The 25,075-nt window shown below is 61.4% G+C and carries 25 protein-coding genes and 1 rRNA gene; 15 read left to right on the top strand and 11 right to left on the bottom strand.

The window, feature by feature from the left end:
- Window positions 1-30 precede the first annotated feature (30 nt).
- The 12 genes from nuoI (at window position 31) to NCT03_RS08730 (ending at window position 11,344) form a co-directional block, all read left to right on the top strand.
- Window positions 31-519 carry an NADH-quinone oxidoreductase subunit NuoI gene (gene nuoI, locus NCT03_RS08785; RefSeq protein WP_244825478.1) on the top strand — a complete coding sequence of 163 codons (489 nt, stop codon included), beginning with the start codon at window positions 31-33 and terminating at the stop codon, window positions 517-519.
- A gap of 233 nt (window positions 520-752) precedes the next feature.
- Complete coding sequence (locus NCT03_RS08780) at window positions 753-1,430, top strand: NADH-quinone oxidoreductase subunit J (protein WP_244825476.1); 678 nt, start codon at window positions 753-755, stop codon at window positions 1,428-1,430.
- A gap of 20 nt (window positions 1,431-1,450) precedes the next feature.
- Entirely contained in the window at window positions 1,451-1,756 is a 306-nt protein-coding gene (gene nuoK / locus NCT03_RS08775; RefSeq protein ID WP_031360677.1) for an NADH-quinone oxidoreductase subunit NuoK, read from the top strand.
- A gap of 17 nt (window positions 1,757-1,773) precedes the next feature.
- On the top strand, window positions 1,774-3,861 hold the full coding sequence (gene nuoL, locus NCT03_RS08770; protein ID WP_244825474.1) for an NADH-quinone oxidoreductase subunit L: 2,088 nt from the start codon (window positions 1,774-1,776) through the stop codon (window positions 3,859-3,861).
- A 13-nt stretch (window positions 3,862-3,874) separates the two neighbouring features.
- Window positions 3,875-5,365, top strand: a complete 1,491-nt coding sequence (locus tag NCT03_RS08765) for an NADH-quinone oxidoreductase subunit M (RefSeq protein ID WP_250492528.1) — start codon at window positions 3,875-3,877, stop codon at window positions 5,363-5,365.
- 25 nt (window positions 5,366-5,390) lie between these two features.
- Window positions 5,391-6,863 carry an NADH-quinone oxidoreductase subunit NuoN gene (gene nuoN / locus NCT03_RS08760; RefSeq protein ID WP_244825471.1) on the top strand — a complete coding sequence of 491 codons (1,473 nt, stop codon included), beginning with the start codon at window positions 5,391-5,393 and terminating at the stop codon, window positions 6,861-6,863.
- A complete protein-coding gene (locus NCT03_RS08755; protein WP_250465130.1) occupies window positions 6,863-7,180 on the top strand; it encodes a DUF2818 family protein in 318 nt (105 codons plus the stop codon). Before nuoN ends, NCT03_RS08755 begins: the two co-directional genes overlap by 1 nt.
- 48 nt (window positions 7,181-7,228) lie before the next feature.
- The gene (locus tag NCT03_RS08750) at window positions 7,229-7,837 is read left to right on the top strand and encodes an NUDIX domain-containing protein (protein ID WP_250492527.1); all 609 of its coding nucleotides are present in this window, start codon (window positions 7,229-7,231) and stop codon (window positions 7,835-7,837) included.
- Window positions 7,838-8,075: 238 nt separating this feature from the next.
- Window positions 8,076-8,516, top strand: a complete 441-nt coding sequence (locus NCT03_RS08745; RefSeq protein ID WP_250492525.1) for a DUF1178 family protein — start codon at window positions 8,076-8,078, stop codon at window positions 8,514-8,516.
- A 44-nt stretch (window positions 8,517-8,560) separates the two neighbouring features.
- On the top strand, window positions 8,561-9,757 hold the full coding sequence (locus NCT03_RS08740) for an acyl-CoA dehydrogenase family protein (RefSeq protein ID WP_250492524.1): 1,197 nt from the start codon (window positions 8,561-8,563) through the stop codon (window positions 9,755-9,757).
- 9 nt (window positions 9,758-9,766) lie between these two features.
- Complete coding sequence (locus tag NCT03_RS08735) at window positions 9,767-10,882, top strand: acyl-CoA dehydrogenase family protein (RefSeq protein WP_250492523.1); 1,116 nt, start codon at window positions 9,767-9,769, stop codon at window positions 10,880-10,882.
- Window positions 10,883-11,344 carry a MaoC family dehydratase gene (locus NCT03_RS08730; RefSeq protein WP_244825464.1) on the top strand — a complete coding sequence of 154 codons (462 nt, stop codon included), beginning with the start codon at window positions 10,883-10,885 and terminating at the stop codon, window positions 11,342-11,344.
- Window positions 11,345-11,371: 27 nt separating this feature from the next.
- On the opposite strand, the gene NCT03_RS08725 is transcribed toward NCT03_RS08730, so the two are convergent.
- From NCT03_RS08725 to NCT03_RS08695, 7 genes are read right to left on the bottom strand one after another with little or no spacing between them, the layout of a single operon-like run.
- Window positions 11,372-12,598, bottom strand: a complete 1,227-nt coding sequence (locus tag NCT03_RS08725) for an acyl-CoA dehydrogenase family protein (RefSeq protein WP_250492522.1) — start codon at window positions 12,596-12,598, stop codon at window positions 11,372-11,374.
- 23 nt (window positions 12,599-12,621) lie between these two features.
- A complete protein-coding gene (locus NCT03_RS08720; protein WP_250492521.1) occupies window positions 12,622-13,704 on the bottom strand; it encodes a phosphotransferase in 1,083 nt (360 codons plus the stop codon).
- A gap of 42 nt (window positions 13,705-13,746) precedes the next feature.
- Window positions 13,747-14,472 (bottom strand): histidine phosphatase family protein, encoded by a 726-nt coding sequence (locus NCT03_RS08715; RefSeq protein WP_250492520.1) that lies wholly within the window; start codon window positions 14,470-14,472, stop codon window positions 13,747-13,749.
- 1 nt (window position 14,473) lies between these two features.
- A complete protein-coding gene (locus NCT03_RS08710) occupies window positions 14,474-15,262 on the bottom strand; it encodes an oxepin-CoA hydrolase, alternative type (RefSeq protein ID WP_244825456.1) in 789 nt (262 codons plus the stop codon).
- The gene (locus tag NCT03_RS08705) at window positions 15,259-16,791 is read right to left on the bottom strand and encodes a 3-hydroxyacyl-CoA dehydrogenase (RefSeq protein WP_250492519.1); all 1,533 of its coding nucleotides are present in this window, start codon (window positions 16,789-16,791) and stop codon (window positions 15,259-15,261) included. The genes NCT03_RS08710 and NCT03_RS08705 overlap by 4 nt, the downstream gene beginning before the upstream one ends.
- A 44-nt stretch (window positions 16,792-16,835) precedes the next feature.
- Window positions 16,836-18,017 carry a pyridoxal phosphate-dependent aminotransferase gene (locus NCT03_RS08700; protein WP_244825453.1) on the bottom strand — a complete coding sequence of 394 codons (1,182 nt, stop codon included), beginning with the start codon at window positions 18,015-18,017 and terminating at the stop codon, window positions 16,836-16,838.
- Between the two features lie 35 nt (window positions 18,018-18,052).
- On the bottom strand, window positions 18,053-18,583 hold the full coding sequence (locus NCT03_RS08695; protein ID WP_250492517.1) for a putative toxin-antitoxin system toxin component, PIN family: 531 nt from the start codon (window positions 18,581-18,583) through the stop codon (window positions 18,053-18,055).
- A gap of 56 nt (window positions 18,584-18,639) precedes the next feature.
- Here NCT03_RS08695 and yaaA point away from each other — a divergent pair, with 56 nt between their 5' ends.
- Both yaaA and NCT03_RS08685 read left to right on the top strand, forming a co-directional pair.
- A complete protein-coding gene (yaaA, locus tag NCT03_RS08690) occupies window positions 18,640-19,419 on the top strand; it encodes a peroxide stress protein YaaA (protein ID WP_250492516.1) in 780 nt (259 codons plus the stop codon).
- 24 nt (window positions 19,420-19,443) lie between these two features.
- Window positions 19,444-20,604, top strand: coding sequence for a M14 family metallopeptidase (locus NCT03_RS08685; protein WP_250492515.1), 1,161 nt, complete (start codon window positions 19,444-19,446; stop codon window positions 20,602-20,604).
- 90 nt (window positions 20,605-20,694) lie between these two features.
- Here the strand turns inward: NCT03_RS08685 and NCT03_RS08680 are convergent, their stop codons facing one another.
- The 4 genes from NCT03_RS08680 to NCT03_RS08665 form a co-directional block, all read right to left on the bottom strand.
- Entirely contained in the window at window positions 20,695-21,273 is a 579-nt protein-coding gene (locus tag NCT03_RS08680) for a BspC domain-containing protein (protein WP_250465109.1), read from the bottom strand.
- A gap of 116 nt (window positions 21,274-21,389) precedes the next feature.
- Window positions 21,390-22,064 (bottom strand): energy-coupling factor ABC transporter permease, encoded by a 675-nt coding sequence (locus NCT03_RS08675; RefSeq protein ID WP_244825446.1) that lies wholly within the window; start codon window positions 22,062-22,064, stop codon window positions 21,390-21,392.
- A gap of 68 nt (window positions 22,065-22,132) precedes the next feature.
- Window positions 22,133-22,945, bottom strand: a complete 813-nt coding sequence (locus tag NCT03_RS08670; protein WP_250492514.1) for a LuxR family transcriptional regulator — start codon at window positions 22,943-22,945, stop codon at window positions 22,133-22,135.
- Between the two features lie 194 nt (window positions 22,946-23,139).
- The gene (locus NCT03_RS08665; protein WP_250492513.1) at window positions 23,140-24,354 is read right to left on the bottom strand and encodes a DUF2863 family protein; all 1,215 of its coding nucleotides are present in this window, start codon (window positions 24,352-24,354) and stop codon (window positions 23,140-23,142) included.
- 647 nt (window positions 24,355-25,001) lie between these two features.
- Between NCT03_RS08665 and NCT03_RS08660 the strand changes: the two genes are divergently transcribed.
- A 16S ribosomal RNA gene (locus tag NCT03_RS08660) occupies window positions 25,002-25,075 on the top strand; the annotation flags it as partial.

Here is a 25,075-nt window from a genome sequence, read left to right as displayed (position 1 = left end):
CGCGCAAAGAGACAAGAGCGGACAAATATCATGAACGCAATACAGAGCTTTTTTAAGACCTTCTTCCTGACCGAGCTGCTCAAGGGTCTGGCGCTGACGGGACGCTACACGTTCCAGCGCAAGATCACGGTGCAGTTCCCGGAAGAGAAGACGCCTATTTCTCCGCGTTTTCGTGGCCTGCATGCACTGCGCCGCTATGAAAACGGTGAAGAGCGCTGCATTGCCTGCAAGCTGTGCGAGGCAGTATGCCCGGCGCTCGCCATTACGATCGAATCGGAAACGCGTGCTGACAATACGCGCCGCACGACGCGTTACGACATCGACCTGACCAAGTGCATCTTCTGCGGCTTCTGCGAAGAAAGCTGCCCGGTCGACTCGATCGTCGAGACGCACATCCTCGAATATCACGGCGAAAAGCGCGGCGACCTGTACTTCACGAAGGACATGCTGCTTGCGGTGGGCGATCGTTACGAGACGGAAATCGCCGCATCGAAGGCGGCAGACGCGCCTTATCGTTGATGCGAAGCCGAGCCTGGAGCGCCGCGCGAGAGAAACAGAAACCACGTTCGCGCGCTCCCGTCCTCGACATGTCGTTGCGTTTTTGTTGTTGCTGTCTGGCACAATGCGGCGCGCTTAGTGACCGTGCTTCGTGGCTGATCTTCCCCGGCCGCGCTTTGTCCGTCGCACGGAGAGAGCGAGCCGAAGCGCCGATACACCATGCCTCTTGATGGCCTAACGATGAACCGGTAATCATGGAATTCACAACCGTACTGTTCTATATCTTCGCGCTGCTCCTGACCGTGTCGGCGCTGAAGGTGATCACTTCGCGCAACCCGGTGTCATCCGCGCTCTTTCTCGTGCTCGCGTTCTTCAACGCCGCCGCGATCTGGATGCTGCTGCAGGCCGAATTCCTCGCGATCCTGCTGGTTCTCGTCTACGTGGGCGCCGTGATGGTGCTGTTCCTCTTCGTCGTGATGATGCTCGACATCAACATCGACGTACTGCGACGCGACTTCAGACGCTTCGTGCCGCTCGCGAGCATCGTGGGCGCGATCATCGTGGTGGAAACGGCGCTGATCCTGTGGCACGGTTTCGGCGCGACGACCACGCCGGTCGTTGGCGCGGCTGTCAGCGGCGCGGCGGTGATGCCGAACACGCAGCTCATCGGCAAGATCATCTACACGGACTACATCTTCGCGTTCGAAATCGCCGGTCTCGTGCTGCTGGTCGCAATCATCGCGGCGATCTCGCTCACCATTCGCGACAAGAAGGACAAGAAGACGCAGACCGTCAGCCAGCAGGTCAAGGTGCGCGCCCAGGACCGCGTGCGTATCGTCAAGATGAAGTCCGAGACAGAGGCGCCCGACGCCGCGACGGAACCGCCCGTGACCGGCAACATCGGTGCGGGAACGGTCGACAACAAGGGCTGAGCGCGAAGGAGAATATCGAAATGTTGAGTCTTGCCCATTACCTCGTGCTCGGTGCGATCCTCTTTGCGATCAGCATCGTCGGCATCTTCCTGAATCGCCGCAACGTCATCATCATTTTGATGGCCATCGAGCTGATGCTGCTCGCGGTGAACACCAATTTCGTCGCGTTCTCGCATTATCTGGGCGACATACACGGCCAGATCTTCGTGTTCTTCGTGCTGACCGTGGCTGCTGCTGAAGCGGCAATCGGTCTCGCGATTCTCGTGACCCTGTTCCGCAGCCTCGACACGATCAACGTCGAGGACCTCGATCAGCTCAAAGGTTAATTTCAGGCTAGGCTGTTATGTCCATGACACTCAATGAAAACGTCCTGCTTGCGGTTCCGCTGGCGCCGCTTGCCGGTTCGCTGATCGCGGGGCTGCTGGGAAAGACGATAGGGCGCAAGGGCGCGCACAGCGTGACGATTCTCGGCGTCGCGATCTCCTTCGTGCTGTCCGCGATGGTCTTCTTCGACGTGCTGAACGGCGCGAGCTACAACGCCACCGTCTACGAATGGATGACGGTCGGTTCGCTCAAGATGGAAGTCGGCTTCCTGGTCGACTCGCTCACCGCGATGATGATGGTCATCGTGACCTTCGTCTCGCTGATGGTGCACATCTACACCATCGGCTACATGGCGGATGAAGAAGTCGGTTACGAGCGGTTCTTCTCATACATCTCGCTCTTCACGTTTTCCATGCTGATGCTCGTCATGGCGAACAACTTCCTGCAGCTGTTCTTCGGCTGGGAAGCCGTGGGTCTCGTGTCGTACTTGCTGATCGGCTTCTACTTCACGCGTGAAACCGCGATCTACGCCAACATGAAGGCGTTTATCGTGAACCGCGTGGGCGACTTCGGTTTTCTGCTGGGCATCGGCCTGTTGCTGGCGTTCGGCGGCTCGCTGAACTACGGCGACGTGTTCGCGCAAAGCGACAAGCTCGCGACCATGACCTTTCCCGGCACGCAATGGGGCTTGCTGACGGTATCGTGCATTTGCCTCTTCATCGGCGCGATGGGTAAGTCCGCGCAGTTTCCGCTGCATGTGTGGCTGCCCGACTCGATGGAAGGCCCGACGCCGATCTCCGCGCTGATCCACGCGGCAACCATGGTGACGGCCGGTATCTTCATGGTGACGCGCATGTCGCCGCTCTTCGAGCATTCGGATGCGGCGCTGTCGTTCGTCACGGTCATCGGTGCGATCACCGCGTTGTTCATGGGCTTTCTCGGCGTCGTGCAGAACGACATCAAGCGCGTGGTGGCTTACTCCACGCTATCGCAGCTCGGTTACATGACGGTCGCGCTCGGCGTGTCGGCTTATCCGGTCGCCGTGTTCCACCTTGCCACGCACGCGTTCTTCAAGGCGTTGCTGTTCCTCGGCGCGGGTTCGGTCATCATCGGCATGCACCACGACCAGGACATGCGCAACATGGGCGGTCTGCGCAAGTACATGCCGATCACCTGGATCACGTCGCTGATCGGTTCGCTCGCGCTGATCGGCACGCCGTTCTTCTCCGGCTTCTACTCGAAAGATTCGATCATCGAAGCGGCCAAGGCCTCGCACTTGGCGGGCTCCGGCTTTGCGTACTTCGCGGTGGTCGCAAGCGTGTTCGTCACGTCGCTGTACTCGTTCCGCATGTACTTCATGGTGTTCCACGGTCCGGAGCGTTTCCGCGGTCCGAAGCATCCCGATTCGCCGATGGGTCAAGCTGAAGCACATGGCCACGGTCACGATTCGCACGGCCATGGTCACGACGACCACGGGCACGGCCATGATGACCACGGCCACGCGCACGTGCCGCACGAAACCCCGTGGGTGGTGTGGCTGCCGCTCGTGCTGCTGGCTATTCCGTCGATCATCATCGGCGCGATCGGCATCGGTCCGATGGTCTACGGCGACTTCTTTTCGCACGGCGTGATCTTCGACAAGGTGATCTACATCGCCGAAAACCACGAAGGCCTGAAGGAAATGGCCACGGAGTTCCACGGCTGGATGGCCATGGCGCTGCACGGCATCATCACGCCGGGACCGGTGTGGATCGCGGCTTTCGGCGTGATCGTCGCGTGGTTCCTGTATATCAAGCGTCCGGATCTGCCCGCTGTCATCAAGAAGGCGTCCGGCCCGATCTATACGCTCCTCGACAACAAGTACTACTTCGACAAGATCAACGAAGTGGTCTTCGCCAAGGGCGCGGTCGCCATTGGCCGGGGGCTGTGGAAAGAGGGCGATGTGGTCGTCATCGACGGCATCGTCAACGGCAGTGCGCGGTTCGTCGGCTGGTTCGCCGGTGTGATCCGCTTCCTTCAATCCGGTTACATCTATCACTACGCGTTCGCCATGATTATCGGCATGTTGGGGCTCTTGACCCTGTTTGTAACGCTCGGCGGCAAATAAGGCGAGGGACCCTATGCACTCTTTTCCGATTCTCAGTGTCGCGATCTGGCTGCCGATCGTATTCGGCGTCCTGGTCCTGGCTATAGGTAACGACCACAACCCGGCGCCCGCGCGCTGGGTCGCATTGATCGGCTCGGTGCTCGGGCTGATCGTGACGATCCCCCTCATCACCGGCTTCGATACGTCGACGGCCGCGTTGCAGTTCGTCGAGCAGGCGAGCTGGATCGAACGCTTCAACATCACGTATCACCTGGGCGTGGACGGCATCTCGATGTGGTTTGTCGTGCTGACCTCGCTCATCACGGTGATCGTGGTGATCGCCGCATGGGAAGTGATCACCGAGCGCGTCTCGCAGTACCTGGCCGCGTTCCTGATTCTCTCGGGCATCATGATCGGCGTGTTCTCGACCGCCGACGGCCTGTTGTTCTACGTGTTCTTCGAGGCCACGCTCATCCCGATGTACATCATCATCGGCGTGTGGGGCGGTCCGAACCGTGTGTATGCGGCGTTCAAGTTCTTCCTGTACACGCTGGCCGGCTCGCTTCTGATGCTGATCGCGCTGCTGTACCTGTACACGCAGACGCATACGTTCGACCTCGCCACGTGGCAAGCCGCGAAGATCGGCATGACGCCGCAGGTGCTGCTGTTCATAGCGTTCTTCCTCGCGTTCGCCGTCAAGGTGCCGATGTGGCCCGTCCACACCTGGCTGCCGGACGCTCACGTGGAAGCACCGACGGGCGGCTCGGTCGTGCTTGCCGCGATCATGCTGAAGCTCGGCGCGTACGGTTTCCTGCGCTTTTCGCTGCCCATCGCGCCGGACGCGAGCCACTTTCTCGCGCCCGTGGTCATCACGCTGTCGCTGATCGCGGTGATCTACATCGGTCTCGTCGCGCTTGTTCAGGCGGACATGAAGAAGCTGGTGGCGTATTCGTCGATTGCGCACATGGGTTTCGTCACGCTTGGCTTCTTCATCTTCAGCCAGCTTGGCGTGGAAGGCGCGATCATCCAGATGATCTCGCACGGCTTCGTCTCGGGCGCGATGTTCCTTTCCATCGGCGTGCTGTACGACCGCGTCCACTCGCGCCAGATCGCGGATTACGGCGGTGTCGTCAATACCATGCCGAAGTTCGCGGCGTTCTCCATGTTGTTCGCCATGGCCAACTGCGGCCTGCCGGGCACCTCGGGTTTCGTCGGCGAGTTCATGGTGATTCTGGCCGCCGTAAAGTTCAACTTCTGGATCGGTTTCCTGGCCACGTTCACGCTGATTCTCGGCGCGGCCTATACGCTGTGGATGTACAAGCGCGTGTACTTCGGCGCCGTGGCGAACGACCATGTCGCGAAGCTGAAGGACATCAACAAGCGCGAAATGTTCATGCTGGTGGTGCTCGCAGCGTTCACGCTGTACATGGGCCTGCATCCGAAGCCCTTCACCGACGTCATGCACGAATCGGTGGCAAACCTGCTCTCCCACGTCGCGCAGTCCAAGCTGCCGCTGGATCAGTAACGCCGTGCGGAGGAATTAAAAGATCATGCAAAACGCCCCTATGAGTGTGCTGTTGCCCGACGCGGTCCTGATGGCCGCAGTCGTCATCGCCTGGTTGAACGACACGATCTTCGGCGTGCCAAGCCGTCGTGTCACGTATCTGATCGCGCTCGTGTCGACCCTCGTGGTCGGCGTGTGGTTTGCGTTCACGGCACTCGACCCGACGCCGCATTACTTCTTCACGCGCATGTATGTCGTCGATCCGTTCGCGAGCGCCATGAAAGCGGTGGTGTGTCTGGGCTACGCGGTGTCGGTCATCTATTCGCGGCGCTATCTGGAAGACCGCGGTCTGTTTCGCGGCGACTTCTTCCTGCTTGGCCTCTTTTCGCTGCTCGGCCAGTGCGTGATGATTTCGGGCAACAACTTCCTCACGCTGTACCTCGGCCTCGAACTGATGTCGCTGTCGCTGTATGCGGTCATCGCGCTGCGCAAGGATTCGCCGCAGGCGAACGAATCGGCGATGAAGTATTACGTCCTCGGCGCGCTCGCGTCCGGCTTCCTGCTCTACGGCATTTCCATGCTTTATGGCGCGACCGGCTCGCTGGAACTGGGTGAAGTCTTCAAGGCGGTGGCTTCGGGCCGCATCAACGACGCGGTGCTGTTGTTCGGCATCATCTTCGTCGTGGCGGGCGTGGCGTTCAAGATGGGCGCGGTGCCGTTCCATATGTGGGTGCCGGACGTCTATCAAGGCGCACCGACCGCAATGACCTTGCTCACCGGCGGCGGCCCGAAGGTCGCGGCCTTCGCATGGGGCTTGCGCTTCTTGGTGATGGGACTGCTGCCTTTCGCGGTCGACTGGCAAGAGATGCTCGTGATTCTCGCCGCGCTGTCGCTGATCGTCGGCAACGTCACGGGTATCGTGCAGAAGAACATCAAGCGGATGCTCGCGTACTCGGCCATCTCCAACATGGGCTTCGTGCTTCTCGGCCTGCTGGCTGGCGTAGTGGACGGCAAGGTAACGGGCGCGGCGGGCGCCTACAGCTCGGCAATGTTCTACAGCATCATCTACCTCGTCACGACGCTTGGCACCTTCGGCGTGGTCATGCTGCTTGCGCGCCGCGACTTCGAAGCCGAGATGATCGACGACTTCAAGGGTTTGAATCAGCGCAGCCCGGTGTTCGCGTTCGTCATGATGATCATGATGTTCTCGCTTGCGGGCATTCCGCCGACGGTCGGTTTCTACGCGAAGCTCGCCGTGCTCGAAGCGACGATGAACGCCGGTCTGACGTGGCTCGCCGTGCTGGCCGTCCTGACATCGCTGGTCGGTGCGTTCTACTACCTGCGTATCGTGAAGCTGATGTATTTCGACGCGCCGCAAGATGCGTCGCCGATCGTTGCCGGCAGCCTCAATCGCTCCTTGCTGGCGTTCAACGGTCTGGCCGTGCTCGTGCTCGGTCTCGTGCCCGGCCCGCTGATGACGGCTTGCCTGCAAGCGATCACGCATACGCTGCCGCTGTAATGTCGGCAGCGGGATGGTTTATCGTGCTGTTGGCGCTCGTCGGCGCCAACTTGCCGTTCCTGAATCAGCGCCTTTTTGCCGTCATGCCGCTCAAGCTTCATGCGGATGGGAGCAAGACGGCGAAGAAGGGCGTCTGGATTCGGATCGGCGAGTTGCTCGTTCTTTACTTCGCGGTTGGCGCGCTCGGCTTCATGCTCGAAGCGCGCGCCGGCAACCGCTTCGATCAGGAATGGCAGTTTTATGCCATTACCTTCAGTCTCTTCGTGGTGTTCGCGTTTCCGGGCTTCACGTATCAGTATCTTGTCAAACGCCGCTGACGGCTGGTTGCTGTCGGCGGCTTTTGGCCATTTGGCATAGGGCTCAAGATGGCAGATCACAACGCTTCTTCCACCGCGAACTTCGGTAACGACGACGGCCTAATCGAGAAGAAGGTCGAAAGCGTCACGCTTCACGAAGGCAAGTTTCTGACGCTCAAGCGCGATACCGTGGAATTGCCCGACGGCAAGCACGCCACGCGCGAATTCGTCGAGCATCCGGGCGCGGTGATGATCCTGCCGGAATTCGACGATGGTCGCGTCTTGCTGGAACGGCAGTATCGGTATCCGGTGGGAAAGGTGCTGCTCGAGTTTCCGGCCGGCAAGCTCGATCCCAACGAAGACGAGCTGACATGCGCGAAGCGTGAACTGCTGGAAGAGACGGGCTATACCGCGAGCGAATGGATTTTTCTGACGCGTATCCACCCCGTGATCTCCTATTCGACCGAGTTCATCGATCTCTATCTCGCGCGCGGTCTCACCGCTGGCGATGCCCGGCTCGATGAAGGCGAATTTCTCGAGACGTTTATCGCGGAGCCGGCGCAACTCATGCAGTGGGTGAAGGACGGCACGATCAGCGATGTGAAGACGATCATCGGCGCGTTCTGGCTGGAAAAGGTGCGCTCGGGAGAGTGGAAGTTGGGAGAAGCGAAGGCATAGTCGTCATCCATCGAACCGCTGAAGACGTATCGCTTGCCCCAAGATCATTCGATCTTGGGGCTTGTTCATTTTCGGCGCAGTGCCAGACTGCAAGATTTCGCGTTATGGGTGAGCCAAGCGCCCGTACCCTCGAACCGCTAGAATCGATCACCGGTCGAGCAATCAAAAGATCAGTCTTTACGAACGACCGTTCACAATCGATAGTTTTGAGATAAACTTCCCGGAAGTCCCCATCAGCATGAAGGTCCTCGATTTAAAGTGCTCGCATGAACATCGGTTTGAAGGCTGGTTCGCTTCTACCGAAGAGTTCGAATCGCAACTGTCGCGCAAGCTGGTTGCGTGTCCGGTCTGTTCGGAGACCGATGTGAGCCGCATGCCATCGGCGCCGCGTCTGAATCTTTCGACGGCGCGCAACGACCGCGCGGTACCGGCGGAAGCATCGCCGGATGCGGTGGGCGTTCAGGCGCGCGCGCTTCAGTTAATGCGCGAGTTGATCGAGAAGACCGAGAACGTGGGCGTTCGTTTTGCCGAGGAAGCACGGCGCATTCATTACGATGAAGCGCCCGCGCGCAATATCCGCGGCGTGACGACGCCCGAAGAAACGCATGCCTTGCTGGAAGAAGGGATCGACGTATTGCCGTTGCCCGTTCCGGCCGCACTGAAAGAGCCGCTGCAGTAAATCAGCGGTGTCTCGTGTGGTCGGCTACACAGGAGACACAGCGTATGAATCTCGATCATTCCCCTGCGGACGAAGCCTTTCGCGCCGACATCCGTAACTGGCTCGAAGCCAGCTTGCCGCGCGTATTGCGCGACAAGGTTCTCAATCACAAGCGTCTGACTCGCGAAGACTTCGTGAACTGGCACAAGCTGCTCGGCGAGCGCGGCTGGTCGGCGGTCGCGTGGCCGAAGCAGTACGGCGGTCCCGGCTGGAACGCCACGCAGCGTCATATCTGGGACGAAGAATCCGCGCGCGCGGGCGCACCGATGGTCCTGCCATTCGGCGTATCGATGGTCGCGCCCGTGCTCATGAAATATGGCAGCGACGCGCAAAAGGCTCGCTATCTGCCGCGCATTCTCGATGGCTCCGACTGGTGGTGTCAGGGCTATTCCGAGCCCGGCTCCGGTTCGGATCTCGCTTCGTTGCGCACGCGCGCCGAGCGACAGGGCGATCACTACATCGTCAATGGTCAGAAAACGTGGACCACGCTCGCGCAACATGCCGACATGATGTTCTGCCTCGTGCGTACCGATCCCGAGGCCAAGAAACAGGAGGGCATTTCGTTCCTTCTGATCGATATGAAAACGCCGGGCATCACCGTGCGGCCGATCATCACGCTCGACGAAGATCACGAAGTCAACGAAGTCTTTTTCGACGACGTGAAGGTGCCGGCCGCCAATCTCGTCGGCGAGGAGAATCGCGGCTGGACGTATGCGAAGTATTTGCTGGGGCACGAGCGAACGGGCATTGCGCGCGTGGGGCAATCGAAGCGTGAACTGCGCTTTCTCAAGCGGCTTGCACTCGAACGCACGAGCCGCGGCCAGCCGCTTTTGCACGATCCCTTGTTCGCCGCGAAAGTCGCCGCGCTCGAGATAGAACTGATGGCCCTCGAAGCGACGGTGCAGCGCGTGATCGCAAGCGAGTCGGATGCAAAAGGTCCGGGGCCCGAAGCATCGATGCTGAAGATCAAAGGCACGGAAGTGCAGCAGGCGCTGACCGAACTCATGTTCGAAGCGGCCGGACCGCAAGCGGCCGGCTTCGATCCCGCGTACCTCGAAGGCGAGCGCGACGCGAGCCAGACCGGCGACGACGATGCCGCGCCGCTTGCCGCGTACTACTTCAACTTTCGCAAGACGTCGATCTATGGCGGCTCGAACGAGATTCAAAAGAACATCATCGCGCAGATGATTCTGGGCCTTTGAGGAGCGCGCATGGACTTCGATTTCACCGATGAACAGCAGCAGTTTCGCGATGCACTGCGCCGCTATCTCGACCGCGAATATTCGTTCGACGCGCGGCAGAAGATCGTCATGTCGCAAGCGGGCGTCGATGCACGGCACTGGAACGCGTTCGCCGAACTCGGCTTGCTGGCGCTGCCCGTTCCCGAAGCGCAAGGCGGTTTCGATGGTGGGCCCGTCGATATGCTCGTCGTGATGCAAGAGCTCGGGCGCGCGCTCGTCGTCGAGCCTTATTGGGCGACGGCGGTCGGCATCGAAGCGTTGCGGCTCGCGGCATCGGCGGAACAGGGCGAATTGCTCGAGCGCGCCGGACGTGGCGAACTCAGGATGGCGTTGGCGTTCAACGAGCCGCACGCGCGCTACGATCTCTTCGATCTTCGCACTACGGCGAGCAAGCAAGGCGAACGCCATACGCTCGACGGCAGGAAGTCGGTCGTGCAGCACGGCGCGCAGGCCGATTACTGGATCGTGCCCGCGCGTCTCGCCGATGAAGTCGCGCTCTTTTTGGTGCCGCGCGATGCCGCCAACGTCGATGTCACCGACTACCGCACGATCGACGGTCAGCGCGCCGCGACGCTCGTCTTCAGGAACACGCAAGCCACGCGTTTGAACGGCGGTGCGGCCACGTTCGCGAAGATCGCCGATTACGCCACGCTTTTGCTTTGCGCCGAAGCCCTCGGCGCGCTCGATGCGCTCGATCGCGCGACCGTCGACTACACGAAGGAGCGCAAGCAGTTCGGTGCGCCCATCGCGCGGTTTCAAGTGCTGCAGCATCGCATGGTGGACATGCTGATCCACACCGAGCAGGCACGCTCCATCACGTATCTCGCCGCTGCGCGTTACGCCAGCGACGACGCGGCCACGCGCACGCAGGCCATTTCCGCTGCGAAGGCGCGTGTCGGTCAGGCGGCGCGCTTCGTCGGGCAACAGGCGGTGCAGTTGCACGGCGGCATGGGCGTGACCAACGAGATGCCCGCCGCGCACTGGTTCAAACGGCTGTCGATCATCGAGACGACGCTCGGCGACGTAGACTACCACCTCGCGCGTTTTGCGTCGCAACCTGCGTTTCATGACCTGGAAGGAGCTTGAATGACCTACGCCTATGAAGATTTCGAAGTCGGTGATGCGGTGACGCTCTCCGCCCACACGTTCACGCGCGATGAGATCATCGAGTTCGCGAAGCGTTACGATCCGCAGCCGTTCCATCTGTCGGAGGAAGCGGGCAAGGCGTCGCATTTCGGCGGTCTCGTTGCAAGCGGCTGGAACACCTGTTCCGCGATGATGGGCATTCTCGTGCGCGACATGCTCGCCGATTCGACCTCGATGGGTTCGCCCGGTCTCGACAATATCCGCTGGATCAAGCCGGTGCGCGTCGACGATTCGGTGCGGCTTACGGTGCGCGTGCTGGACAAGCGCGTGTCGAAGAGCAAGCCGGATCGCGGTATCGTCGCCACGCGCTGGGAAGCGCATAACCAGGATGGCGAACTGGTGCTGACGGTGGATTCGGCGGCGCTGTTCGGGTTGCGCGACGCGGGTTCGCAAGCGAGCTAAAGGGCGCGGCGAGGCCGTCTTCCTCGCTCAATCGCGCGCTTCCGAATACCGCCCGAACTCGAGCTTCGCGATGGCATTGCGATGCACTTCGTCCGGCCCATCCGCGAGCCGCAGCGTGCGCGCCGAAGCATACGCATAAGCGAGCGGAAAGTCGTCGCAGATGCCGGCCGCGCCGTGCGCCTGTATCGCCCAGTCGATGACCTGACACGCGATGTTCGGCGCCACGACCTTGATCATCGCGATCTCGCCGCGCGCGCCCTTGTTGCCGACGGTGTCCATCATGTAGGCAGCTTTGAGCGTGAGCAGACGCGCCTGTTCGATCATGATGCGCGCCTCGGCGATGCGCTCCCGCGTCACGCCTTGCCGCGCAATCGGCTTGCCGAACGCCACGCGCGACAGCGTGCGCTTCGTCATCAGTTCGAGCGCGCGTTCGGCGAGACCGATGAGCCGCATGCAATGATGAATGCGCCCCGGCCCGAGCCGCCCTTGCGCGATCTCGAAGCCGCGTCCGGCGCCGAGCAATAGGTTGGCGGCCGGCACGCGCACTTGTTCGAGCGTAATCTCCATGTGGCCGTGCGGCGCGTCGTCGTAGCCGAACACATTGAGCGGCCGACGCACCGTGATGCCCGCTGCATCGGCAGGCACGAGGATCATCGATTGTTGCGCGTGGCGTGGCGCATCGGGATCGGTCTTGCCCATCACGATATACACCTTGCAGCGCGGATCGCCCGCACCGGATGACCACCACTTGTGGCCATCGACGACGTAATCGTCGCCATCGCGCGTGATGCTGCAACGGATGTTTGTCGCATCCGACGACGCCACTTCCGGCTCGGTCATCAGAAACGCCGAACGAATCTCGCCGCGCAGAAGCGGTTCGAGCCACTGCGCCTTTTGCGCGTCGGTGCCATAGCGTTCGATGGTCTCCATGTTGCCGGTATCGGGCGCATTGCAGTTGAAGACTTCGGGCGCCCACGGTACGCGACCCATGATTTCGCAGAGCGGCGCGTATTCGAGATTCGTGAGACCCGCGCCACGCGCCGATGCCGGCAGAAACAGATTCCACAGTCCTTCGCGACGTGCGTGGTCCTTGAGGCTTTCGATCAGCCGCGTCGGCACCCATGCGTTGCCCGCTGCGCGATTGGCCGCGATCTCCTCGGCGAAGGCGTGTTCGTTCGGATAGATATGCGCGTCGAAGAAGGCGAGCAGCTTCTCACGCAGCGCGTGCACCTTCTCCGTGTAGTCGAAATTCATCGCTCGTCTCCTCTTTTTCGTCTTCAGTGGCCGACTTTCTGGGCGTAGTGCCAGGCAAGTTCGGCCATCGGCCGCGCGCGCCGGCCCGCATCGGCGGCTTGTGCGCTCGCGGCGGTGCCATCGACCACACGCTTCATGATGCCTTGCAGAATCGCGGCGATGCGGAACATGTTGTAGGCAAGGTAAAAATTCCAGTCGCCTTCGATCGCAAAGCCCGTGCGTTCGCAATAGCGTGCGACGTAGGCGGCTTCGTCGGGAATGCCGAGCGCGGTCCAGTCGAGTCCCGCGACACCGCGAAACTGCGATGGATCGACATGCCAAGCCATGCAGTGATACGCGAAGTCGGCGAGCGGATCGCCGAGCGTGGAGAGTTCCCAGTCGAGCACGGCAAGCACGCGCGGCTCGTTCGGATGAAAGATCAGGTTGTCGAGCCGGAAGTCGCCATGCACGATGCTGACGCGCGCCTCGACTTGCGGGATATGCCGCGGCAACCATTCGATCAGGCGGTCCATTGCGTCGATGCATTCGGTTTGCGACGCGACGTACTGCTTGCTCCAGCGTCCGATTTGCCGCTCGAAGTAGTTGCCAGGCTTGCCGTAGGTGGCGAGTCCGGCCGCTGCTACATCGACGGTATGAAGCGCGGCGATCACGCGGTTGGTCTCGCCATAAATCGCGGCGCGTTCGTCGGCCGACATGCCGGGCAGCGACGGGTCCCACAAGACGCGGCCTTCCACAAAATCCATGACATAGAACGCGCGGCCGATCACGCTCTCGTCCTCGCACAGCGCGAGCATGCGCGCGACGGGGACATCCGTGGCGGCGAGTGCGTGCATCACGCGATATTCACGCTCGATTGCATGCGCCGATGGCAAGAGCTTCGCGGCCGGCCCGGGCTTCGAGCGCATGACATAAGCGCGCGTGGGCGTGACGAGTTTGAAGGTCGGGTTCGACTGGCCGCCCGCGAACTGCTCCAGCTTGAGCGGGCCGCTGAATCCTTCGACGTGCGCGGCAAGCCACGCGGCGAGCGCGTCGCTATCGAAGCGCTGGCTCTCGTGCACCGGACGCGTCCCTTCGAACGCTGCGAAATCGGTTTCGTTGTCTGGCATCGTCTCCTCCCATATTTTTGTGGTGCGCCAGGACATCGCGCTTCAGTCCATCTCGTCGGCCTTGAAGCGCAGAAACTGCGCATACAGCAGTTCCATCGTCGTGTGACGCACGTCGGCATGAAGCGGCGAGGGCGGCGAATGATTGATTGCATGCACGACCCAGTCGCCGGGTTTGTCGCCGACATCGAGCGCGTTGATGCAGCCCGTCGCCTGCGACAGATGTCCGAAGAACGCGCGCCCGCCGGCCGTGATCGCATGCGACAGCAACGCGCGATTCACGCCGCCGTGCAGCACGAGCAGCACCGTGTCCCATGAGGCATCGCCGCGCAGCTTCGTCATGGCGGGCAGCGCGCGATCGAGCAGCTCGCCAATGCTTTCGCCGCCCAGAAAGCGCGTCTCTTCGGGCACCACGCCATCGAACACGGAAAGAAACGCGCGCTCGATATCTTGCGTCGTGAGACTCGCGAGCCGCCCGCCGCGTATCTCCTGCCACTCCGGCCAAACTTCCGGCTCGATTGGCTGATCCGTTTCGGCGAGCACGCGCTGCGCCGTTTCGCGCGTGCGCGGCAAGCCGCTCACGATCACGCGGTCAAAGCGAATGTTCTGCGCGGCAAACACGCGTCCAGCCGCGCTTGCTTCCTCGCGGCCGCGTTCGTTGAGCGGCACGCTTTCCGGGTCGATTGCGCGGCCGCTGTCGTCGAAATACGTGACGTCGCCATGACGCATCAGATAGATGCGGCGGCGTTTGGGCAACTGGTATTGAGCCATCTCAGCGGTAAGTCGGCTGACGCTTTTCGAGGAACGCGGTAATGCCTTCGAGCGCGTCACCGTGATGCAGGGCGTCGACGAAACTGTCGCGTTCCATGTCGAGATGCGCGGCGAGCGGCTGCACGTCCGCCGCGTTGATGAGCGACTTGATGCGTGCGAGTGCTTTCGGCGACACGCTGCCGAGATCGTCGGCCCAGGCGATGGCGGCATCGAGCGCAATGCCTTTCTTCGTCAGCCGGTTGACCACGCCCACTTCATACAGACGCGCCGCGCCGATCGGCTTCGCTTCGAGCAGGACTTCGCTGGCGAGCGTGCGCGGCAAGGCGCGCGCGAGGAACCACGAAGCGCCGCCATCGGGCGTGAGGCCGACCCGCGCATACGACATGACGAAGCGTGCGTCGTCGGCGGAGACGATCAGATCGCACGCGAGCGCAAGCGAAAATCCCGCGCCGGCCGCGGCACCCTCCACGGCCGCGATGATCGGCTTGGTCGACGCCCGCAACGCGCTGATCCATTCGCCCAGCAAGTCGATGCTCTCGGCCTGCACCGACTCATCCTTCGCGCGATTTTCGAGCAGCCTGTTCAGGTTGCCGCCCGAGCAGAAGAAGTTGTCCGCGCCCGTCAGCACGATGGTGCGCACCGACGTGTCGCGCTCGGCCGTGCTGAGCGCCTCGATGCCGGCCGCATACATATCCGGATGCAGGGCGTTGCGCGCGCCCGGATTCGACAGCTTGAGCACGAGCGTGGTGTCGCTCCCGGCAGGGCGGTAGGTCAGCAGTTCGGCGCTCATCTGAGCTCCTCGATATGGGTAAGAGAAAGTCCGAGCCTCGCGCGGCGTGCGAGCCAGGGCGAAGGCCGGTAGCGTGGGTCGCCGAGCACGCCGTGGATGTTCTGCAAGATCGTGAGGATGGTCGCGGCGCCGAGCGCGTCGCCGAGTGCGAGCGGTCCGCGCGGATAGCCGAGGCCGAGCATGACGGCGAGATCGATGTCGGACGGCGTCGCAATGCCTTGCTGCGCGATATCGCAGCCAATGTTCACGATGGTTGCCACCACGCGTTGCGCGACGAAGCCGGTCGAGTCGCGGATGACGCTGACGGGCACGCCATCGGCGGCGAAGAGCGCGTGCGCCGCGTCGCGCATGGCGGGCGTGGTCGCGGGCGTCGTCATGATGGTGCGGCGCGCGGCGGTATCGAAGGGAAAGAGTGTGTCGATGGCGACGACGCGCGTGGCGTCGAGCTTTTCGGCGACGGCGGCGGTGGTCGCATCGAAGCCGAGCGGCGTGACCACGATCAAGGAATCCGAGGCGGGCGTTGCGTCGGTATCGAGTTCGACCGATGCGGGAAGCAACGCGCGCACCGCTTCATAAGCGCTTTGCGACGCCCGACTCACCCACACGCGCTTGGGCAAGCGGGTAGGCGCTTCGGCTTCGGGCGGCGCGATTTGTTTGCCATCGGCGTATCGATAGAAACCTTCGCCCGTCTTGCGCCCGATCAGCCCGCCCGCGAGCCGCGTGCCCGTGATCGGCGAAGGCCTGAAGCGCGGCTCTTCATAGAACTGGTGATAGATCGACTCCATCACCGGATGCGAGACATCCAGCGCGGTGAGATCGAGCAATTCGAACGGCCCGAGGCGAAAGCCCGCCTGCTCGCGCATGATGCGGTCGATGTCCGCGAAACTCGCCACGCCTTCGCTCGCCACGCGCAGGCCTTCGGTGTTCATGCCGCGTCCCGCGTGATTCACGATGAAGCCCGGCATGTCCTTCGCGCGCACCGGCGTGTGACCTATGCGGCGCGCGAGTTCCATGAGTGAATCGCCGGCGCGCGGATCGCCACGCAGTCCGTCGATGACTTCGACCACGCGCATCAACGGCACGGGATTGAAGAAGTGGAAGCCCGCGACGCGTTCCGGTTTCGAGCAGCCCGCCGCGATTGCGGTGATCGACAGTGACGAAGTGTTCGACGCGAGAATGCAGCGCGCGCTCACCACGGCTTCGAGTTCACGGAACAGTTCGCGCTTGATGTCGAGATTTTCGACGATCGCTTCCACGATGACGTCGCAATCCGCGAGTTCGCTCGCGTCCTGTGCGTCGTGCACGTTGGCGAGCGCGGCGTGCGCATCGGCTTCTCTGATCTTGCCCTTGGCGGCGAGCTTCGATAGCGTTTCGGACAGATACTCGCGCGCGGCGGCAAGCGCGACGGGATTGGCATCGAAGAGACGCACGGTGAGTCCGGCGAGCGTCGCGATCTGCGCGATACCGCGACCCATCGCGCCGCTGCCGACGATTCCAAGCGTTCCGATTGCGTATTCCTGCGAACTCATGATGCGGATGTCTCCTCTACGTGATTGAATTCGCCGCGCCCCGCTCAGAGTTTCGAGAGCCTTTGCAAGGCGAGCGCCAGCGTTTCTTCCTTCTTGGCGAAGCAGAACCGCACGACGCCGGATTCGTGACTCTCGTGATAAAACGCCGACACCGGAATGGCCGCGACGCCGATCTCGCTCGTGAGCCATTGCGAGAAGTCGGCTTCGGGCATGTCGCTGATCGCCGAATAATCGACGCACTGAAAATACGTGCCGTCGCAAGGCAGGAGCTTGAAGCGTGTATCGGCGAGACCCGCGCGGAAAAAGTCGCGCTTCTTCTGATAGAACGCGGGCAGTTCGAGATACGGCTTCGGGTCTTCGAGATAATGCGCGAGGCCGACCTGCATGGGTGTGTTCACCGTGAACACGTTGAACTGATGCACCTTGCGGAATTCGGCGGTCAACGCGGCGGGCGCGGCGACGTAGCCCACTTTCCAGCCTGTCACATGGAAGGTCTTGCCGAAGCTCGACACGACGAAGCTGCGCTTGGCCAGTTCCGGATAGCGCGAGACGCTTTCGTGCGGCGCGCCGTCGTAGACCATGTGTTCGTAGACTTCGTCGGAGAGGATCAGCACGTTGGTATCGCGCACGATCTCTTCGAGCTTCTTCATGTCCGCCGCGCGCCAGACGCGCCCGGTCGGATTGTGCGGCGTGTTGATCATCAGAAGGCGCGTCTTCGGCGTGATCGCGGCGGCGATCTTGTCGAAGGGCAGCGCGTAGTCGGGCGCTTCGAGCGCGACGAACACGGGCTTGCCGCCCGCGAGCTCGATGGACGGCACGTAGCTGTCGTACGTCGGCTCGATGACGATGACTTCATCGCCCGGATGCACGCAGCACAGCACCGCCGTGAGCAGGGCCTGCGTCGCGCCGGCGGTCACGGTGATCTCGCGGTCGGCGTCGTAGGCGCGGCCGTAGAGCGCGTCGATCTTGCGCGCGATGGCCTGACGCAAGGGCGCGGCGCCCGCCATCGGCGGATATTGGTTGTGGCCGTCGCGCATGGCGTTGGCGACGGCATCCACGACGCGCGGGTCGCAGTTGAAATCGGGGAAACCCTGACCGAGATTCACCGCGCCCTTCTGTGCGGCGAGCGCGCTCATCACCGTGAAGATGGTCGTGCCGACATTGGGCAGACGCGACGGAAAGGACAGCTCGGGCGGGGTCTGTGGCAGTTCGTGCGTGGCGTTCATGGCGTGGACGTGTGCTGACGGGTAGGGTTGCTATTCTAAACAGCGCTTGCAATGTGCGCGGACGTGGCCTGCGGTGCCTCGAATCGTGCCTCGAATGCGGTGACGAAAGGTTTGGGTTCGCCGATACGAAACGCAAAATCCCGCGCGATGCGCTTCGCGAGCTTCAGCACCGCGCGATCCTTCGAGACGAGCCAGTCCGCGCGAGAAGCCTGCGCGAGTTCGAGGAACTTCTGGTCGTCGCGGTCGCGGCACTTGGGCAGCGGCCGTTCGGCCTCCTGCGTGCGCGGCGCGATCAAGGTCGAAAGCCGCGCGACGATGGCAAGCGCCGCTTCCTTGTCGACGTTCAAGCGCACGAACTGCGGATAGTCGAGCACGCGCGTGAGTTCGGTGAGACACCGCGGATCGATCAGCGCTTCGAGCGTGCCTGCTTCGAGCGCGGCGCGAATCGGGCGCGTGGCGGGATCGTCGAATACGAGGATGTCGATCCACACGTTGGAATCGAGCACCACGCGTAAGGCGGAGGCGGGCGTGAGCGCTTGAACGGGCAGCGCGGCGGAATTTTCCATTCGATACAATTGGGGGTTTATGCCTATGATCGCCGCTCGTTTGACGGCGAGCCTCCATGATAATCGTTCTATCGCCTGCCAAATCGCTCGACTACGAGACGCCGCCGCATATCCGCAAGCACACGCTGCCCGAGTTCGTCGATGACGCCGGCGAGCTCATCAAGGGTCTGCGTCATCTTTCGCCGCAACAGATCGGCGGAATGATGGGCATCTCGGACCAGCTCGCGACGCTCAACTTCCAGCGTTATGCCGAATGGTCGAAGCGTTTCGACGAGACCAATTCGAAGCAGGCCGTGCTCGCCTTCAATGGCGACGTCTACGAAGGCTTCGCCGCGAAGACGCTGTCTTCGGCCGATCTCGACTACGCGCAGAATCATGTGCGTGTTTTGTCCGGGCTTTATGGGCTCTTGCGACCACTCGACCTATTGCAGCCTTATCGCCTTGAAATGGGCACCAAGTTTCCGAACGCACGCGGCAAGGATCTTTACGCGTTCTGGGGCGAGCGCATCACGGCCGCGCTCAACGAGCAATTCAGGAAACAGCGCGGCGCGCGCGTGCTCGTGAATTGTGCGTCGGGGGAATACTTCAAGTCGGTGAAGCCGCGGCTTCTCGACGTGCCGGTGGTCGCGCCCGTGTTCGAGGACTGGAAGGGCGGACGCTACAAGATCATCAGTTTTCATGCGAAACGCGCGCGCGGTTTGATGGCGCGCTATGCGGTGAAGAACCGCATCGACGAGCCGGAAGGGCTCAAGGACTTCGACAGTGACGGGTATGCGTTCGACGCGAAGGCATCGAACGATACGACTTATGTTTTTCGCCGCCGCGTCGCGGATTAAAGTGTCTGCATCAAGGAATTCATCATGAGCATTTCAATTTCAAGTCATTTCGATGCGGGCGCAATCGAAGTCGTCGACGCGACCAACCCGTCCGATATTCGTTTGCGCGTGCGTCCGGATTCTCACGCCGATTTCGCGCAGTGGTTCTATTTCCGCGTCTCGGGCGCGCGCGGCGAGCGTCTCGTGATGAGCTTCGAGAATGCGGCGCAATGCGCGTTTCCGGAAGGCTGGCGCGACTATCAGGCGGTGGCGAGCTACGATCGCGTGAACTGGTTTCGCGTGGAGACGGAGTACGTGGGCGGCGTGTTGAAGATCGACCATACGCCCGATTTCGATCGCATCCATTACGCGTATTTCGAGCCGTATAGCGACGAGCGTCACGCGGAATTCCTCGGCGCCGTGCAGCAGATGCCGCACGCCACGTTGACCGAACTTGGCAGCACGGTGCAAGGCCGACCAATGTCCTTGCTTTCGCTCGGTCTCGCCGATGGCACGAGTGCCAAGCCCAAGAAGAACGTGTGGATCATCGCGCGCCAGCATCCGGGCGAAACGATGGCGGAATGGTTCGTCGAGGGCCTCGTCAAGCGGCTCGCGGGCTGGGGCGACTGGGCGGGTGACCCGACCGCGCGCGCGGTACTGGAGCGCGCGGTGTTTCATATCGTCCCGAACATGAATCCGGATGGCAGCGTGCTCGGCAATCTGCGCACCAACGCGGCCGGCGCGAACCTGAACCGCGAATGGATGGAGCCGGATGCCGCGCGCAGTCCCGAGGTGCTCGTGGTGCGTGATGCCATCCGCGATATCGGCTGCGACATGTTCTTCGACATCCATGGCGACGAAGCCATTCCTTACGTGTTCGTCGCGGGCTCGGAGATGCTGCCGGGCTTCACCGGCAAGCAGGCGGAAGAGCAGAAGGCGTTCATCGAATTCTTCAAGCAGGCAAGCCCGGACTTTCAGGACGTGCACGGCTACGAGTCGAGCAAGTATCAGACGGATGCGCTCAAGCTCGCGTCGAAGTACATCGGCAACGAGTACAAGTGTCTCTCGCTGACGCTGGAGATGCCGTTCAAGGACAACGCGAATTTGCCGGATGAGCGTGTGGGCTGGAGTGGCGAGCGGAGTTCGGCGCTTGGTGCGGCGATGTTGCAGGCGATTCTTTGGCAGTTGCAGACGTATCCGGCCTGATCTATCCCAGAGCGTTTCCGATGACGCAAAAAGGCGCAACACCTTCAGGTGCCGCGCCTTTTTTGTTTGCCGTGCTTCCTGGCTGGCTAGCTAGTGCTTCTTGGCCGACTTCTTCGTCGACTTGCCCGAGCTCTTGCTTTTGCCCGCAGACGCACCTTTTGTTTTCGCGCCATGCTTGCCCTTCGTGCCGCGTGCGGACGACGGTTCGGCGCGGGGGCGTAGTGGCGGAACCGGATCGTTCCAGCCGAAGGCGAGCATTTGACTGCCTACGTAGCCACAACGAAACTTGAGCGGCGTGACATCGCTCTCACCGCTCTTCGAGACGCCTTCGCCCTCGACTGTCACGACGTTGTCCACCTTGATACGCTGCTTCTTCTCGTCGAACGAATCGTTCCACGGTTCGATGGTCGAGCGCGATGGGTCGAAGACAGCAGGCGGAAACTCTACGTGATCGAACGCCGCCGAAGTGCTGGCAATGAAGTTGCCGTGTGCCGCGCAATCCGCGACGAGCGGATTGGCGTGGAAGTCGGTGACGAAGTGGTGAATCAATTCGTTGCGCTCGTCGAGCGAGTCGGCTAAGGCGGATACTGCCGCGCATGCAATCGATGCGCATACCGCCAACCGGCCGACGAGCCGCAAAAGCCGGCGCGGTGCGTGGTTACTTTCCATCAAGTCTGGTGCTAAGAAGACACGGGCAAGTAAGATGCCGCGTGCGGGGAAGGAGTTCCATCTTATCGCACTTTGATTGCGTTTTTGCTCGCGTGCAATTCGGCTTGCGGTGTGCCTCAGACGCGAGGTCCGCGATCAAGGCGATAGCGGCGCACGTCGTAAGTGGTGATCCAGGCTGGCTTATACACCGAGATCAAAATGGTGAGCAGGCCGGTAAAGAGCGCTTCGCCAACAACCAGTAATAGCGAGCCGCGCATGAATGCAGCGGGCACGGTGACCGGTCCGCCGGTGAGCGCCATCTCGAAGAGCACCGTCGCGCCGCATGCCGCGGCAACCGCTGCCGCGGAACTCACGAAGCCGTGCCCGATGATGAACGTAAACAGATTGCGCGGCAGCCACGCATTGGATAGCCGTTGCAGGAACGTTGATACCGCAACAGGCAGCGCGCCGAACAACATATAGGTGACCGCGACCGAGAGCCAGGATGCGTCGAGCACGACGGCCGCGAGACCGGTGGTGGCAGCCGTGCCGATGAGCGCCAGCCGCCAGTCGAACAAGGTGACCATCAAGGTCGCGCCCAGCAAGTGGATGACGGGTCCGTCGTCGAACCATGCATTGCACGCCCACAACACCGTCACCGCGACGATGATGCCAAGCCACACGTGCTGTAGCGTGGCGTCCTGCAATCTGCTGAAAGGACGCTGCAACAGTACGAGCGCGAGCAATCCCGCGGCGACTATCCAGCCGCCGACGGTAAGCCAAAGCGGGAGCGGTGTGTAAAAGAACCCCATGCCTTGCATATTACTCGTTGCGCGTGATTCGTGCGTGCAAACGACGAACCCAAACGCGTCCTTTGTTGCTAGAACGTCGCCTCGGGCTGGGCGGCCATTGGCAGCGACGACGCGTCGCTTTCCGTGAGTGACGGATACAGCGCGCGTCTTCGGCGCAATGGCACCACGTTCGCTTGTCCCGGCACTGCGCGCTCCGGCGCTTCGCATTCGCTGCTGCGAAGAATCTCGAGATGCGCGGTTTGCACGCCGTTATAGATGGCAACGGCAGCGGCACGGTTCGTGGCGCCTAGCTGCTGAAAGATGCTCGCAAGGTGGATCTTGACAGTGCCTTCGCTGATACCCAGCGTCTTCGCGATCATCTTGTTGGTGCTGCCCATGTGCACGCAACGCATGATCTGCTGCTGCCGCGGCGACAGGGCAGGCAGATGACGCAGCCGCCGCCGAATGGCCGCGCTGAGCGGCGTACGAATGATGAGCGACTCCTGACTCAGCGCCGGATCGATCACATCGGGCGGCACGTAATGACCGCCGATGAGCACCATGTCGAGCGCCCTGACGATGAGAACGGGATCGAGCGTGCGTGGAATGACGCCCATCGCGCCGATGCCCATCAGCATATAAACCTGAGCGACCGTGGGTCGGTCGACTACTACGGCGGTGGGGATGCCTCGTGCCTCTTCGAGCAGCGTCTGTAGATCGCCCGCTCGCAGATGAGGCTCCCAGTCGACGACAATCAGGCTGGATCTGGCTTGTCTCAAGGCCACCCCGGCCTGTCGCCAGTCGATTACTTCGTTGAACTGCGCGTGACGCGCGATACGGCGCAGCAATGTTTTAAGGCCTGCACGACGTTCGCCGTCAGCACCCATGATCGTAATTTTCATGCTTATACCTCGAATCAATACGCCGACGCCTGCGCGCCGGGACTTGCTGCCGACAAGCGCGTCGGCACGGGTCCATATTGACAAACTTCGGCCGATTTTTCCCCCTAGCCAAACGGCATAGGCAGAATTGCACAAAAAACCCCGCAAAAGCGGGGTTTTTTAATTGCCTTAGGCACTTAGTCTTATGACGCCAGTCAATGAAAGTGAGGTTGCGCAGGCTCGGCGTCTTCAGGCATCTCGGCATGTACGATTTCACCGAGCGGATCTGCGTAAAGCGGCACGCCGCAGTCGTCGCAAAATTCGGGTTCGAAGCGGCCTGCGTGGCGGCGCACGTCGGACACTCCAGCTTTCTTCAATAGCTCGACGATTTCTTCGACCGGACCGTTCGCGCCTTCCAGTTCGACGATGTCCTCTTCCATGTCCAGCTCGCCGTTCTCGCGGCCGTATAACGGCCATACGACACCGTAGATCACATCGTTACTGCCGCGACGCGTGAAGCCGACTCGATACTCGTCGATTCGGCGCTCGCCAAAGCCCGCGATGACTGCGCGCAATTCTTGCGGCGCGGTGCCGAGCGTATCGAACAGATAACGCACCGCCGTGCGCACCGTGTGAGGGCGAACTTGCTCGTCTGCATCGCGGCAGGCTGAGTAATAGGCGTCTGGAAGCAGGCATTCGATCTCACAACCCGGCAGGATGGCAGCGAAGTTTGGCCCACCTTGCGCCATCCATTGCTCCAGGCACTGACCGCGTTCGGTACGACCGCCCGTTTCGTCTTCTTGCCAACGGAAGAAAGCCGCGCCTGTAGGAACGATCGCGATGGCCAACAGGAAGCGCGGGTCGGCGAGAATTGGCGAGGTCTCCGGCAGATCAGCTAGATTCAGCCGGACTGCCGCCGCGCCCAAGGCGGTCTGCGTCAATTGCTGAGCTAGCCGAGCCGTATCCACGTGATGACGCGGCAATTGATCGATGCTGTACAGATACGGCGCGAATGCGACGCGCGCACCCGCCGCAAGCACGTGCGCCTGCAACTGCGTACGCATGGCGTCGATCGTCTCGGACTTGAGCGCACCCGACGGGATGGAATAGCGCGTCCAGGCGAGCACGGGCGCGGCAATCAGCAGCGCTTCGTGCGCGACGCCGTCGATATCGATGGCGAAAGACTCGCTATGCGTCTCGGCCATATCGGCAAGCGCACCGTAGGCATCGGGATGATTCTGTTGGAGATGATCCAAGGCAGCGTCAAGCGTTGTTTGATTGCCGGTGCGCACGAGTTTGGCGATAAGGGCATCGAGACGCGCTTCCCAGAAGCGGTCTTCGACGCGGCTGCCCGACGCGAACAGCGCGAGCGAGAGACTGACGAGCTTGTCAGCGTCCGGAGGAATACGTTTTGCAATTCGCGAGCGCATAGGGATACGAGTTTAGTTGGGGCAGAAAACCTTTAATTGTAGTTGCTTAGGTGGCGCCGTTACTGCTCATCTGAATGGTAGCTAGAGTGACGTTCGAAACGTTGAACACGGGCTTTGAAATGGGTCGTTTGGGCGGTGGATCTTCGCCCGTCAATTTTTTCGATTCGACTACTTGCGGATTGCACGTCGCGCAACTAGAATTCCGTTCCTTCGCGATTCGATGAACGCGAAGGAAGCGGGAGGTGGTTTCAGTAGGCGAGGCGGGCAAAGGTGGTATTCGCTCCGAAGCGCGGTGGGCAAGAAAAGAAAGCTTCAAATTCTTGTTGACAGTAACTGAAACGACGTACATAATCTCGTTTCTCTGCTGCAGATGCAGCGACGCAAGACGAAGCGGTGCTGAGCAAAATGCTTGGTGCGCTTGGCAGGAAGTCTTAGCGAATGTGCTCTTTAAAAACTAACAGCCGATAAGTGTGGGCACTTGATGGCGCGAGCGGTTCTGACCTTTCGGGGTTGGGACGTTTAGCGAAAGTTATCAAGTCTCACACAGTATTAGAGGAAGGTTTATCTGTCGAAAGACGGATTGATCATCGTCAGTACGTTGAGTGAGCGACCGGTTGGTAAAACAACCGAAAACAGTAACAGGAATTGAACTGAAGAGTTTGATCCTGGCTCAGATTGAACGCTGGCGGCATGCCTTACACATGCAAGTCGAACGGCAGCA

It is taken from the genome of Caballeronia sp. GAWG1-1, assembly GCF_023631465.1.
Classification (GTDB): Bacteria; Pseudomonadota; Gammaproteobacteria; order Burkholderiales; family Burkholderiaceae; genus Caballeronia.
This window is presented reverse-complemented; position numbering and strand designations above follow the sequence as displayed.